This window comes from Sorangium sp. So ce726, assembly GCF_051521405.1.
Taxonomy (GTDB): domain Bacteria; phylum Myxococcota_A; class Polyangia; order Polyangiales; family Polyangiaceae; genus Sorangium.
The window spans coordinates 10,960,324-10,973,743 of the sequence record NZ_CP150349.1 but is presented as its reverse complement, the minus strand read 5'-3'; the positions used below and the strand labels follow the sequence as shown (position 1 = coordinate 10,973,743).

At 71.0% G+C, this 13,420-nt stretch carries 10 protein-coding genes; 4 read left to right on the top strand and 6 right to left on the bottom strand.

Annotated features, from left to right (window positions below; genetic code table 11):
• Positions 1-212 precede the first annotated feature (212 nt).
• The gene (locus WME79_RS40810; protein ID WP_437526243.1) at positions 213-1,496 is read left to right on the top strand and encodes a hypothetical protein; all 1,284 of its coding nucleotides are present in this window, start codon (positions 213-215) and stop codon (positions 1,494-1,496) included.
• Positions 1,497-1,515: 19 nt separating this feature from the next.
• Here WME79_RS40810 and WME79_RS40805 read toward each other — a convergent pair whose 3' ends face one another.
• The 4 genes from WME79_RS40805 to WME79_RS40790 form a co-directional block, all read right to left on the bottom strand.
• Positions 1,516-2,409 carry a class I SAM-dependent methyltransferase gene (locus WME79_RS40805; RefSeq protein WP_437526241.1) on the bottom strand — a complete coding sequence of 298 codons (894 nt, stop codon included), beginning with the start codon at positions 2,407-2,409 and terminating at the stop codon, positions 1,516-1,518.
• A 194-nt stretch (positions 2,410-2,603) separates the two neighbouring features.
• Positions 2,604-4,157, bottom strand: a complete 1,554-nt coding sequence (locus tag WME79_RS40800; RefSeq protein ID WP_437526238.1) for an AAA family ATPase — start codon at positions 4,155-4,157, stop codon at positions 2,604-2,606.
• A 128-nt stretch (positions 4,158-4,285) separates the two neighbouring features.
• Positions 4,286-4,795 carry an AAA family ATPase gene (locus WME79_RS40795; protein WP_437526235.1) on the bottom strand — a complete coding sequence of 170 codons (510 nt, stop codon included), beginning with the start codon at positions 4,793-4,795 and terminating at the stop codon, positions 4,286-4,288.
• Between the two features lie 85 nt (positions 4,796-4,880).
• The gene (locus WME79_RS40790; protein ID WP_437526232.1) at positions 4,881-5,588 is read right to left on the bottom strand and encodes a TVP38/TMEM64 family protein; all 708 of its coding nucleotides are present in this window, start codon (positions 5,586-5,588) and stop codon (positions 4,881-4,883) included.
• 62 nt (positions 5,589-5,650) lie between these two features.
• Between WME79_RS40790 and WME79_RS40785 the strand changes: the two genes are divergently transcribed.
• Entirely contained in the window at positions 5,651-6,409 is a 759-nt protein-coding gene (locus WME79_RS40785; protein ID WP_437526229.1) for a TetR/AcrR family transcriptional regulator, read from the top strand.
• Between the two features lie 39 nt (positions 6,410-6,448).
• On the opposite strand, the gene WME79_RS40780 is transcribed toward WME79_RS40785, so the two are convergent.
• Positions 6,449-6,721: a DUF2277 domain-containing protein gene (locus tag WME79_RS40780; protein WP_437526226.1), complete on the bottom strand. Its 273-nt coding sequence runs from the start codon at positions 6,719-6,721 to the stop codon at positions 6,449-6,451.
• Positions 6,722-7,212: 491 nt separating this feature from the next.
• On the opposite strand from WME79_RS40780, the gene WME79_RS40775 reads away from it, so the two are divergent.
• Positions 7,213-9,987 carry a hypothetical protein gene (locus tag WME79_RS40775; RefSeq protein WP_437526223.1) on the top strand — a complete coding sequence of 925 codons (2,775 nt, stop codon included), beginning with the start codon at positions 7,213-7,215 and terminating at the stop codon, positions 9,985-9,987.
• A gap of 75 nt (positions 9,988-10,062) precedes the next feature.
• On the opposite strand, the gene WME79_RS40770 is transcribed toward WME79_RS40775, so the two are convergent.
• On the bottom strand, positions 10,063-11,415 hold the full coding sequence (locus tag WME79_RS40770; protein WP_437526221.1) for a PAS domain-containing protein: 1,353 nt from the start codon (positions 11,413-11,415) through the stop codon (positions 10,063-10,065).
• A gap of 778 nt (positions 11,416-12,193) precedes the next feature.
• Here WME79_RS40770 and WME79_RS40765 point away from each other — a divergent pair.
• Positions 12,194-13,408 carry an ATP-binding protein gene (locus tag WME79_RS40765; RefSeq protein WP_437526219.1) on the top strand — a complete coding sequence of 405 codons (1,215 nt, stop codon included), beginning with the start codon at positions 12,194-12,196 and terminating at the stop codon, positions 13,406-13,408.
• Positions 13,409-13,420: the final 12 nt, after the last annotated feature.

The window sequence follows — 13,420 nt, the reverse complement described above, 5'->3', positions numbered from 1 at the left end:
TCTTCACCACATCTCTCGGATCCGGGGATCGCGCCCCTGAGACACATCGCCTCGACCGTGGCGTCCTGCGACGCGCAATGGCCGCCCGCCCGGGATCTCCCGGGAGGGAGGGCGCTCGCGGCGCAGGGGCAGGGGAGGCCCCGCCCCGCAACACGGGCGCCTCCGCTTGGCCTCCGCGGAGATCGGAGCAAGAATCCGCCCGGAACCGCGACATGACCCACGACTTCGCCAGCGCGCTCAGCGCCATCTTCACGGGCGAGCGAGCCCGCCTGCTGCACGTGATCGTGCCGGCACACGTCCACGGCCACACGCTGGCGCTGCTGCGGGCGCTCGGTGAAGCAGGCCCGGCGCCCCGTCCCGTATGGGTCCTGGCAGATCCGGTCTACGGGCCCAGCCGCGGCTGGGCGGCCCGAGAGCATTCGCTGTCGCGTGAGCTCGGCGCCCCGGCGGCGCTCGCGACGCCTGAGCACGGCCCGCTGCGCGAGCCGCTCGACATCTTCGCCAGCGCCCTCGCGGCGCACGTCGCCGCCTGCGCCCCGGACGGGACCGCGGTCGTCGTGCTGGCACCGCAGCACATCGACGACCCGCGCGCCTATGCCCGCGACCTCTTCTGGCTCGCGCATTGCCCCGACCTCGCGCTCGTGCGCTGGGTCCTCGTCGACGCTGCCCACTCGAGCGTCGGCGATCTGCTCGCGCGCCTCGGCGAGGGCGCCTCCCGCGTCGTGTGGCCGGAGGCCGACGGCCCGGCCATCGCCGATCTCGAGCGCGTGCTCACCGATCTCTCGGCGCGCGGGCGGCGCCTCCCCGCCGACCTGGAGCTGCGCATCGCCGCCGAGTCGCCCCTCCGCGCCCCGGAGCTCCTCCCCGCGCGGCGCCTCCTGCACGAGGCGGACACGTGTTTTCACGCGGGGCGGCACGCCGAGGCTGCGAAGCTCCAGCAACAGGCCGAGGAGATGCTGGTGAGCCGGGGGCTGGGCGAGGAGGCCGTCCACATCGCCATGCAGCGCGCGCGCTCGCTGATCGCGGCGGGCGTGGTCGAGGAGGGGCATCGGGTGTTCGTCACCGCGCTGAAGGAGGCGGAGCGGCGCGGCCTGTTCGCGATCGTCCCCGAGGCCTACGCCTCGCTCGGCAGCCTGCACAGCAAGCAGCGCCGCTTCCTGGACGCGTCGGAGGCGTACGCGCGCGCGGGAGAGCTCGCGAACCGCCGGGGGAGCCACGAGTTCGCGGCGGACATGCACCGCTGCTCCGGCCACGCGGCGCTCAACGCCGACATGCCGGACGCCGCGGCGATGGCGTGGCGGCGGGCGTTCGAGCTGCTCGGCTCCGTGGCCCCGACCGTCGGCGCGCTGGAGAAGCCCCAGCAGATCGTCGTGCTCGGGCTCTCCCTTGCCGACGTCTTCGAGGAGCACGGCAACCTCCCGGCAGCGCGCGGGCTGCGGGGGCACGCCGAGGCCATCGAGACCCGCCACCCGCGGCGCGCCGCGACGTGGAGCTGACGCGCGGCGCTGGGCCGGGTCAGGCCGGCGGGCGAACGGGCGGCGGGGTAACGCCCGGGCCGGGCCGCTCGGCGACGAGGAGCCGCGTGTTCGTGGCCGGGTTGGATGGCGCGAACGGGGCGCGGAGCTGCCGGGCCCAGTCCGCTGCGCCCGTGTCGCGCAGCGCTAGGAACCCGGCCCGCTCGACCTCCGCGAGCATCACCTCGCGCCGGCGCAGGCCGATGAGCGGCTCGCTCCAGACCCACGTGAGCAGGCGGAGGGCGTGCTGCGCGCGGCGCGGCGCGGGCGGTTCCATGTAGTACACGAGGAGGACGCTGCCCGGCGCCGAGGCGTCGGCGAGCGCCTGCAGCGTCGACCGGAGCGCCTCGTCGGACAGGTACATCACGACCCCTTCCCAGACCCACGCGGTGGGCTCGTCGGGTCGATGGCCGGCCGCCGAGAGGCTCGCGGCGAGCGCGTCGCGCTCGAAGTTGACGGGCACGTAGGTCAGCTGCTCCACGAGCGGCGACAGCCCCGCCGCCTTGCGTCGCTTGAAGGCCTGCGTCGCCGGGTGATCGATCTCGAAGAAGCGGGTCGCCGAGAGCGCCTTCATCCGGAAAGCCCGCGTGTCGAGCCCCGCCCCCAGGCTCGCGACCTGGCGGCACCCGCGCTCCACCGCGCGCTCGAGCTCGGTGTCGATCGCCATCACGCGCAGCGGGACCGCGGAGAGCCGGCCGAGGGCGCGCGCGCGCTTCGCGGGGTCCAGGCGCCGGAGCCGGCGCGCGAACAGCGCCAGCGCGGCGCTCCACCCGCGCGACAGCAGCCGGTGGACGACCGGATCCTCGAAGCCCGGGACATCGGTCAGGCCCTGGTCCGCGAGCGCCCGGATGAGGGCGACGATGGATGCCGTCTGGCTGGGGCGACGCTCACGCATGCCTCGTGCATAGCCTCCGCCGGCGGGCTTTCAATGCGCGAGGGCCTGGGTGGCGGCCCGGCGACGCGCGGTGGTGCGAGGAAATTTCGTCGATTCCGGTTCATCGACTCGACTCGGCAGCTCCGAGCGGCGCCGTCACCGTCCAGGCCGGACACGGGGTGGAACGGCTCAGCGGTCATCGCCCCGGCGCGGCCTCAACACCCCACAAGGCGGACCGTCTTTCCCCCGTGCGCCACCTCGCGCACGAACAGCTTCTCTGCCCACGATCGCTCCTTGCGCAGGTCGAACATCACGAGCCACCCCTCGCCGAGCCCCGCGTGCTCCAGGTACCGCGCCACCTGATCGAGCGCCTCGGCCTCGGTCTCCGTGTCGCGGCGGACCTTCACCTCGATGGCGTGGCGCTCCTCGCGCCAGCAGATCATCAGGTCGAGCGCCCCGCGCCCGAGCCCGTACTCGTGCTCTACCCGCCCACCGCCGTTCACGACCCGCTGCAAGAAGGCCATCAGCATCAGGTGCGGCCCGGCCTCGCGGTAGCCGAACCCCTCGGCGGCGAGGTGGCCGTCCTTGCGCCAGAACGCTTGCCAGTCGGTGAAGAGCTTGCCCATGTCGAGCGAGCCGTCCGGGTGGATGTAAGCGGCGGGCTCGGCCGGGATCTGCGCCTGGCGAATGAACGTGAGCGCCCGAGGGACGACCTCGCGATAGATCGGATTCGCGATCTCGAAGCGCCCGCCGTGGAAGCGGATCAGGCCCAGGCCGAGGACGTAGGAGAAGTCGTCATCGAGCACATCGCTGTCCGTTTGCGTGCCGGCCAGCATGGGATCGAGCACGCGCCGCACCCGGGGCTCGCGCAGCCGGGCGATGAGCGAGTCGATGTGCGAGCGGCGCTCCAGGATGAGCGTCTCCTTGGCGGCCTCGACGTGTGTCGTCGTGATCGGGACGGCGCGGTCCTCCACGTCGCGGCGGACGATCTGGTCGGCCATCGCGTTGCTCAGCCACGGGTGGCCCTGTCCCAGCTCCCAGATCCGCCGCACCGCCTCGGGCTCGAAGCGCTGTCCGGTCGCGGCGGTGTGCTGCGCGAGCAGCTCGGCGACCTCGGCCTCGGTGAAGGGGCCGAGCGTCGTCGCCTCGGCGGTGATGTTGAACGGCGACGTCGTGCCCAGCCACGCGACCGCGCGCCGCTCCTCCAGCGCGAGCGCGTAGTCGCGCACCTGGCGCTGGCCGATGAGGGCCACGCTGGAGGGGAACGGGATCCGGCTCCGGTCGAGGTAGCCCTGCCGGAGCTGGGTCAGGAACGAGACCATCGCCGGCCCCACGAGCCCGTCCGCCTCGTCGAAGAGCACGACCAGCGGCCTGTCGCTGCGCGCCGCGAGATCGCGCAGGTAGCGCAGGACGAAGGTGCTCGCCGGATCGACGCGGCGGACGTCGTCCGCGGGGCAGCCGAGGTCGGGCAGGTCGCGGTCGACCGCGGTGTCGAGCGCGTAGAGGACGGCCTCGAAGGCCTTCGCCGGATCGGGCTCTTCGCGGGCGATCTGGACGTCGACCCAGACGGCGCGGAGGTCGCCCTCGCCATTCAGGTGCTCGACGAGCCAGCGGGCGCTGGTGGTCTTGCCCGTCTGGCGGCCGGCGTGGAGCGTGAAGTACCTGCGTTCCTCGATCGCATCGAGCACCGGCCCGAGCCGGCGCTCGGGCGGCAGCATGTAGTGCTCGCCGGGGATGCAGGGGCCAGCGATGTTGAACGAGAGCTTCACGGGCGAAAGCTACCACGCGAGGGGCGGCTCCGCGGTCAGGCCGCTGGGCCGAGCCCCGGTCGATCGCGCCGGTCGCGCCGCCGCCCTCGCTCGCGCCGCCCATGGCGGCCGGGACTCCCGTGCTCGGCTCAGCCGCCCGTGGTGTCGATGAACCGCATGTCACGGCCGCTGCGCTCGGGCTCCTCGGGCGGCTCCCACATGTCGCTCGCCAGCTCGAACATGTCCGGTGGAACCACCATGGAGAACGTCTCGCCCTTCTCGCTGTTGCGCTGCTCGACCCGCTCGCGACGCAATTCGCGGGGCGCGTCGAGCACATAGACGGTGAGCTCGTACCCCGCAGCGTCCACCCGCTTGTACAGCCGCTCGCGGTCGCGCCGGCGGATCAGGCCGATCTCCAGCACGACGTTCGCGCCCACGTCGATCGAGCCCCTCGTCAAGCTCCAGATCTGCTCGATGCAGCGCGCGGTGCGCTCGTGATACCATTCGATGATCCCCGTCTCGGGCCGATCGGGGCGGAACAGCCGCGCCATCCATTCATCCAGGTTCAGCCGGAGGGCGGCGTTATCCCGGTAGAGCCGCTGTGCGAACGTCGATTTCCCTGCGCCCACAGGGCCGATGATCAGATGGATTCGCGCCATGCCCCGACGCTATCCCGCCGCGCCGCCGGCGAGCAAGCGGCGCGCATGTTCGCGCGAGACAGCGCCCCTCGTGATGCCAAGAGTGTCAGGAGGGGACGACGCCGCGCCTGGAGCAGCGCCTGGCGAGCCACAGGAGGACCATGACGGTCACCGCGGCGGCGCCCATTCCGGCCCACGCCGACGGGGGCGCGTCGCGCAGGGCGTCGAAGACCCGTTGACCGAAATAGGCAGTCGCCAGGAGCGGCAGGGCGTACCCGGCCAGCGAGCCCCAGAAATGCGTCCAGAAGCGCACCCCGGAGAGGCCGAAGAAGATGTGGAGCATGGGCGGCATCCAGAGGACAAGGCGGAGCACGAACACCGTCAGGAACGCCCGCCGCTTCAGGGCCTCGTCGTAGGCGTGGAAGCGCGCCGGCACCCGCGCAGCGACCCAGTCGCGGGCGACGAAGCGCGCGAACGAGAAGCCCACGACGCTCGCTGCCATGGTGCCCGCCATCGAGAGCGCGAACGCCACCGGCCACGGCCAGATGAGCGGCGCCGCCAGGATGAACACCGTGCCCGGCACGCCGAACGGCTGGAGCGCGGCGTAGGCCAGGACGAACGCGACATACCCCCACGGCCCGAGCGAGAGCAGCGCCAGCTTGATGCGCGCGGGCTCGCCGAAGATCTCGAACAGCCCCATGCGCTGCGCGATGACGAGGAGCGCGGCGGCCGCGGCGACCACGCCGATCTTCACCCCCTGGCGGGCGCGGGAGGGGGAGAGCGCGGGATCGGCCGGGGAGGCGGGCTGGCGCACCCGACGTACCTGACAGCCCACCTGCGCACCGTCAAGGTTCCTGTTGACAATTTGGTCTTATCTTGTCAATATTGACCATCGTGAACGAGGGCGAGCCGAGCTCCACCGACAGACCCGCCGAGGATCTGCGCCGCCGCAGGCTGATGGACGCGGCGTTCACGGTGTTCCTGCGCTTCGGCTTCCGGAAGACGTCGATGGACGAGGTCGCGCGCGCGGCGGGCGTCTCGCGGCAGGGCCTCTACCTCCACTTCGCCACGAAGGAGGAGCTCTTCCGCGCGTCCGTGGGGTACTTCCTCGACACCGCGCTCGCCGCGGCCGCGGCCGCGCTCGCCGACGCGGAGCGCCCCCTGGAGGACCGCCTCGTGACCGCGTTCGACGCGTGGATCGGCCGGTTCGTGGGCGCGCTCGGGGCCGACGCGGCGGATCTCTCGACCGCCGCGAACGAGCTCGTCGGCCCCCTCGTCGCCGAGCACGAGGGGCGGTTCGTCGAGGCCGTGGCCGAGGCATTGCGCGCCTCCGGGCTCGCGACCGCCTACGAGCCCGCGGGGGTCACCGGGCGCCAGCTCGCGGACACCCTGGTTTCCTCGGCGCGCGGCCTGAAGTACGGCGCCGCGACGCGCGAGGCCTTCCTCGAGGGCATGGCCATCGCCGCGCGCGTTGTGTGCTTGCCGGAGCGGCGCGCCCGGGAGGCGCGGGCGGGGCAACCACGGCAATCACCGCAGGCGGCGCAACCACGGCAAGGAGAGCCGTCCGCGCCGAGCCCTCGCCGCGAAGGCAAGGGGCACGGCACGGCGCGCAAGGCGCGCGGCACGGCGCGATAGCCGGAGGGCCGCCCGAGCACGGCGCGGTGGCCCCGCGCCTCAGCCCCGGCTGAAGCGCAGCCGCGAGCGCTCGCGCGCCTTGGCCGCCTCGACCTCGCGGTCCCGCGGCGCGGCGGTCGTGGACAGCGACGCCATCAGCACGCGCGCCGCGGCCGCGACGTCCTCCACGGCTTGCGCGAACGCCGCTTCGTTGGCCTGCGACGGCCGGTTGAAGCCGCTCAGCTTTCGCACGAATTGCAGCGACGCCGCCTGGATCTCCTCCTCCGTCGCCGGCGGCTCGAAGTTGAACAGCGTCCTGATGTTCCGGCACATGGCGATCTCCCGAGGCTCGATGTGTACGAGGAACGATCCTAGTCTCGAGCCACGCCCGCGGTCCAGGCGCTGCGCGCGGCGGCGATGAACACCGGGACGCCCGCCAGCAACAAGGATCCAACGACCTTTCGGCCCACGCGAGACGTCCTCCTCGCCGGTCGCGCGGCGTGCGCGGCGCCGCTCTCCTTCTCCCGATCGGATTCCCTATCGGACCTTTCGGCGAGCTGCTCTCGCAGCGCGCCGGAGTCTCCGCTGGTGCACACCACAGTCGTTGACATAGCCACTGTGTAGGCAGTTCGCGCATACACGCGGCGAAACACACGGCGAGATACACGACAAACGCGACACGGCCGCATCACGACGTCACCCTTGTTGGCCGCACAACAGGGAGCACACTAACGGCATCAGGAAGTTCTTGATTCCTCAAGGATAACCGTGCACTTCTACACTGAGGAGTCCTTTTGCCAAAGCCCCCTGGCAAGGAGGTCGGTATGCGCCCACATCGTGCACTGCGCTCCCAGAATCGCCTGCTCTTCACCGCCGCCACGCTCGTTTGCCTCGCTGTCGGACCACCCGCGGAGGCGGCTCAGTCGTACACCCTCTTCGAGAGCGGTCAGGTCCGACCGCTCGCGCTCTCACCAAGCCGTAATCTGCTCTTCGCGGCCAATACGCCCGACGGCCGTCTGGAGATCTTCTACGTTTCGTCGGGTGGTCTGACTCACATCTCTTCCGTGAGCGTGGGCCTGGAGCCCGTCGCCGTCGCCGCGCGCAACGACGGCGAGGTATGGGTCGTCAATCACCTCTCCGATAGCGTCAGCGTCGTCGACGTCTCGTTCCCCTTGCGGCCGCGGGTCGTGCGCACGCTCCTCGTCGGGGACGAGCCACGGGACATCGTCTTCGCTGGTCCCGGGCGTTCGCGCGCGTTCATCACCGCCGCCCACCGGGGCCAGAACGCGCCGTTCGATCCGCAGCTGACGACGCCCGGGGTCGGCCGCGCCGACGTCTGGGTGTTCAACGCGAATACCGTCGCGACCGATACCTCGCTCGGAGGCACGCCCCTCACGATCCTCTCCTTCTTCACCGACACGCCGAGGGCGCTCGCCGTCAGCCCGAACGGGGCCTCGGTGTACGCCGCCGGCTTCCACACCGGCAACCGCACGACCGCCGTGCACCGCGCGATCGTGGAGGACGAAGGTGGGATGCTGCCGCCGTTCACCAACTACCTCGGGGAGCCGCAGCTGACGACGTCGCTCATCGTCCAGCACGACGGAGCCCACTGGGTCGACGCCGGGGGCAACCCCTGGGACGACTCGGTCATGTTCTCGCTGCCCGACAAGGACGTCTTCGTCATCGACGCCACGGCCAACCCCCCTGTCCAGCGGCCCGGCAGCGCCGGCTTCTTCACCGGCGTCGGGACCGTCCTCTACAACATGGTCGTCAACCCGGCGAACGGGAAGGTCTACGTCTCCAACACCGAGGCGTTCAACCTCGATCGCTTCGAGGGCCCGGGCACGTTCGCCGGCACGAGCGTCCGGGGACACCTGCACGAGAGCCGGATCTCCGTGCTCGGCAGCGGCGGCTCGGTCCTGCCGCGGCACCTGAACAAACACATCAATTACTCGACGTGCTGCGCTCCGGTGCCCAACACCGAGAACGCGAAGAGCCTGGCCACGCCGGTCGACATGGCGGTGACGAGCGACGGATCGAAGCTCTACGTCGCCGCGTTCGGGTCGAGCAAGGTCGGGGTCTTCCAGACGGCCCAGATCGAGAATGACACCTTCACGCCGAGCCTCGCGAGCCAGATCCAGGTCACCGGCGGCGGGCCGAGCGGGCTCGCGCTCGATCAGCCGCGCGGCCGCCTCTACGTGCTCACGCGCTTCGACAACTCCATCTCGGTCGTCAACACGACAACGAACGCCGAGACGGCGCACCTCGCGCTCCACAACCCCGAGCCGGAGAGCGTGGTCCGCGGGCGGAAGTTCCTCCATGACGCGAGCTTCTCGTCGGCCCACGGCGACTCATCGTGCGCGAGCTGCCACGTCTTCGGCGACGTCGATAGCCTGGCATGGGACCTCGGCAACCCCGACGGGGAGACCGTGACGAACCCTGGGCCGTTCACGAACATCAACCCGCCGTTCCCCGCCGATACCTCGCTGAAGCCCATGAAAGGGCCGATGACGACCCAGAGCCTGCGCGGCATGGCCAACCACGGCCCGATGCACTGGCGCGGCGATCGCACGGGCGGCAACGACGCGTCCACCGCGCAGCCGGACAGCGGGGCCTTCAACGAGCGCGAGGCGTTCAAGAAATTCCAGGGCGGCTTCACCAACCTGCTCGGCCGGCACGCGCCGATCCCCGACGAGGACATGGAGGCGTTCACGGACTTCATCCTCCAGCTCGAGTATCCGCCGAACCCGATCCGGAACCTGGACAACTCGCTGAACACCGATCAACAGGCCGGGCGCGATCACTTCTTCCGCGAAGGCGGCGCCGGGACCTTCTCATGCAATTCCTGCCATACCCTGGACCCGGACGGGAACGCCAGTACCAGCGATTTCCCTGGCTTCTTCGGGACGGACGGCGCGAGCATCGGCCAGGAGAACGGCCAGAGCTTCAAGATCCCGCACCTGCGCAACATGTACCAGAAAGTCGGTATGTTCGGCATGGCCCCTGTCCTGAGCCTCTTCCACCCGGGAGACAACGACTTCAAGGGTGACCAGATCCGCGGCTTCGGGTTCATGCACGACGGCGTGATGGACACGCTCTTCCGCTTCCACCAGGCGATCGGGTTCGAGCAGAGCGAGTTCTCGCCGAACGGCTTCCCGCCCGGCGCGCCTGGCGAGCTCCTCCGCGAGCAGGCCGTGGAGTTCATGCTGGCGTTCGACACGAACCTCGCCCCGATCGTCGGGCAGCAGGTCACGCTCGGCTCGCACAACGCCACGGCGGCCTGGCCGCGCATCGACCTGCTCCGCCAGCGCGCCGAGGTCGGGGAGTGCGACCTCGTGGCGAAGCTCCCGTTCCTCCTCGAGGAGACCGGCCTCCTCTATATCGGAGGTGGCCAGTTCACCACGGCGCGCGCCGCGGCCCCGCCCTTGAGCGATCTCGTCCTGCGCTCGCTCGCCGCGCTCACCGGGCACCCGGTGACGTACACCTGCGTGCCGCCGGGCTCGGGCACGCGCATCGGCATCGACCGCGACGGCGACGGGTTCCTCGACGGCGATGAGTGCGACGCGGGCACGGATCCCGCGGATCCGACGAGCCACTGAGTCGCCACGGAGTCGACCGAGTCGAGCTAGCGCCGCGCCGCACCGCGCTCCACGCGGTGCGGCCGGCGCGGCGCCTCAGCGGCGCTCCGCGCGGTACGGCGCGGCGCTTCCACCGCGCCGGGCGCCCATGCACCAGCGCAGCGCCTCTTTCAGGCTGCGCAGCGTCTTGACCTGCGAGAGATCGAAGCCGAGGCCGACCATCGTCTGCGCGACCGGCGGGCGGATGCCGGTGACCACGCCCTTGCAGCCGAGCAGCGTCAATCCATTGATGATCTTGATGAGGTGCTGCGCCGTCGTCGTGTCGACCGAATCGAGCCCGGTGAGATCGAGGATGGCGAAGGCGGATTGCTTCTCCACCACGCTCGCGAGCAGCGACTCCATCACCATCGCCGCGCGATCCGCGTCGACCGAGCCGATCAAGGGGACGATGAGCACGTCCTGCCAGACCTCGATGATGGGGCTCGACAGCCGCGCGATCGACTCCTGCTGATCCTGCGTCAACCGCAGCTGCTCCCGGAGCTGCTGCTCGACGCGGAGCTGCTGCGTGATGTCCTCGCAGATGGCGCCGACGCCGGTGGTCTCCCCGAGGACGTCCTTCTGGGGAACGAACCTCGTCCGCCAGATCCTGTCTCGCCGGAGCTGCTCGACCTGCGCGATCTCCCCGGAGAGGGCGTGCTCGAAGGCAGCGCGCACCTCCTCCGTGTCGCCGCACAGCTCGCGCATGTGCTTGCCCAGCTCGCCTCGCTCCGTACAACCGATCTGCGCGAGCGCCCCGCCCTGCGCGATCACGCAGCTGCCGGCCCTGTCGAACGCCAGGATGGCGATGGGCATGCTGTCGATGCAAGCGCGGAGCAGCTCCCCCTTCACGGCGAGCCTGACGTCGTCGGCCAGGTTGATGCCGAACGTCTGGACGCCCACGATCTCGCCGTCATCGTCCCGGCGGGGCGCGTAGTGCACGATCCAGTGCACGCCCCCGGCCACGGTGTCTGTGCGGACCGGCTCCCCCTCGAGGACGCGGTTGCACAGGCCCATGATGTCCGCGTCCGCGCCGTAGAGATCGAACATGTTCATTCCGACGAGCTGATGGCGTTTGAGCCCCATGCTCTCGAGCCCGTTGCCGTCGGAGACATGGAGCGTGCCCGCCCGATCGCACCACCAGACGATCGCATCCATCGTCTGGAACACGTCGACGAGGATGCGCGCCTGAGCCTCCCACGCCCCGCGATCGGGCTTCACGGCAGCCCAGAGCGCCGTGTCGTCGGCTCGCCACAGCGTCCAGTGCAGCGGGACGCTCTCCCCGCGGGCGCCCACGACGCGCGCCGCGGCGGAGACGCTGCCCGCGGCGGCGCGCGCGCCCGTGATCCGGGCTGACAGCTCGCCCCGATCGTCCTCGTGAACGCGCTCGAGGAGCCGCCCGGACGGGCCCACGCAGCGCTCCCAGGCCGCGTTGCAGGCGACCACCTCCCCCGCGCTGGAGAGCAACGCCAGCGGTGTAGGTGTGCCGTCAAGCAGTGTCTTACATGAGAGCGAAGCGAGCCTGTCGTCCATTGAGTCCTTGCAAGGGGCCAGAAGCGACGATCCTCGGCGCGCCAGCCCCAGACCTCTCACGGTGGGTGAACCAACGCGCTGTGAGCGCCGCCACAACACCGGGTGCGAAGAGGTGGGATGCTGCTCTGATTCTCGGCGCTGGGGTCCTCGAGCCTGGCACCATGGCGAACCGTAACGTGGTGATATCATGTGAGGGTGCCGAGACGCCAGCCTCATCGCTAGACGCGCTGCGGCGGATCGAGGCCCGCGCGACCCCCGCCGGAGAGCGAGCGCCCGCTGCCCCACCACATCGCCCCTCGGCGCTCGGCATGAAGCGATGGCCGACAGCGGTTCTGGCGGAAGGAGGGTTCTGCTGCTTGTGCGAGGACGCGAGCGGGCGGGGCGCTCGAGGACGCGCGTGCGTCCGTCGAGAGGTCGGCCTCGGGGTCGCCGCGTGGAGAGCGGCCGCCGCTGCACGGCCGCCGAGCGCGAGGCGGGCGCGCGGACACTGGCGGCGACCTGCGCTGGGGAACGTCGTTTGACGCGTCGCGCTCGCCTTGTCGTGCGCGCCAGCGCGCGTTAGACACCGTACCAGATGGAACCCGAGGGCCACGAGAGATTCGCTGACTCGGACCCGAGTTTCCGACAACTCCATCCTTGCGAGCGCCTCATCAGCGTCGTGCAGGACCTCTCGCTGGCCCGCGACCTCCAGGCGATCATGCAGATTGTCGATCGGGCCGCCCGCGACCTCACGGGCGCCGACGGCGCGTCCTTCGTGCTCCGCGACGGCGACCTCTGTTACTACGCGCAGGAAGACTCGATCGCCCCGCTCTGGCAGGGGAAGCGGTTTCCGATGTCGGCGTGCGTCAGCGGCTGGGTGATGCTGAATCGGAGGCCGGCTGTCATCGGCGACATCACGCGCGATCCCCGCGTCCCGCTCGACGCCTATCGGCCGACCTACGTGCGGAGCATGGCGATGGTGCCGATCCGCGCGCGCGCTCCTCTCGGGGCGATCGGGACCTACTGGAGCTCCCTACGAGAGATCCCGCAGAGCGAGGTGTCGCTGCTCCAGGCGCTCGCCGGCAGCGCCGCCGTGGCCCTGGAGAACGTCGCGCTCCACGACGGCCTGGAGAAGGGCAAGGCGCGGGCGCGCGAGGTCGAGGCGGCGAACCGCGATCTCGAGGAGAGGCAAAAGGCCCTGGAGGAGCTCCACCGGCAGAACGAGGCGCTGAGCGAGTTCCTCGCGCACGATCTCAGGAGTCCCGCCGCCGGCATCATCCTCGCCGCGCAGGCACGCCTGAAAAAGCAGGATCTCCCGGAGCCGGAGCGGCGCCGGTGGAGTGCCGTCCTCACCTCGGCCGAGGTCATCCAGCGCACCGCGCTGAACCTGCTCGACGTCGGGAGTCGCCAGCACGGGATGTTCGTGCTGCGGCTCGCCGAGCTTGACCCGGCGTCGCTGTTCGAAGGTGTGGCCGAGATCCTGGCGCCGCTCGCTGCGTCGCGTGGGCAGCGCATCGAGCTCTGCCCCGCCATGCCGAGCTGTCTTGTCCGAGCCGATGAGGAGCTCGTGCGGCGCGTCCTGCTGAACCTCGTCGACAATGCGCTCCGTCATAGCCCGCCCCACGGCGCGGTGCGCCTCGAGGCGCGGTGGCTCGACCCGGGCTGGGTCGAGCTCAACGTGTGCGATGAGGGCCTGGGGATCCCGGTCCACCTGCGCGACCGCATCTTCGACAAGTACGCGCGGCTCGCCGACGGGGGCGCGATCTCTGCGGCCGGCCGCGGCCTCGGGCTGACGTTCTGCCGGCTGGTCGCCGAGGCGCACGGCGGCAGGATCGACGTCAGGGACAACGAGGGGCGGGGGAGCCGGTTCTGCGTTCAGCTGCCGGCAGGCTGACAGGACGGCAGA

Bases quoted from the DNA above. Each gene is read 5' to 3' on its own strand.
- WME79_RS40780 (WP_437526226.1), bottom strand. From the start codon at position 6,721: ATGTGCCGGAACATCAGGACGCTGTTCAACTTCGAGCCGCCGGCGACG.
- WME79_RS40775 (WP_437526223.1), top strand. From the start codon at position 7,213: ATGCGCCCACATCGTGCACTGCGCTCCCAGAATCGCCTGCTCTTCACC.
- WME79_RS40810 (WP_437526243.1), top strand. From the start codon at position 213: ATGACCCACGACTTCGCCAGCGCGCTCAGCGCCATCTTCACGGGCGAG.
- WME79_RS40805 (WP_437526241.1), bottom strand. From the start codon at position 2,409: ATGCGTGAGCGTCGCCCCAGCCAGACGGCATCCATCGTCGCCCTCATC.
- WME79_RS40795 (WP_437526235.1), bottom strand. From the start codon at position 4,795: ATGGCGCGAATCCATCTGATCATCGGCCCTGTGGGCGCAGGGAAATCG.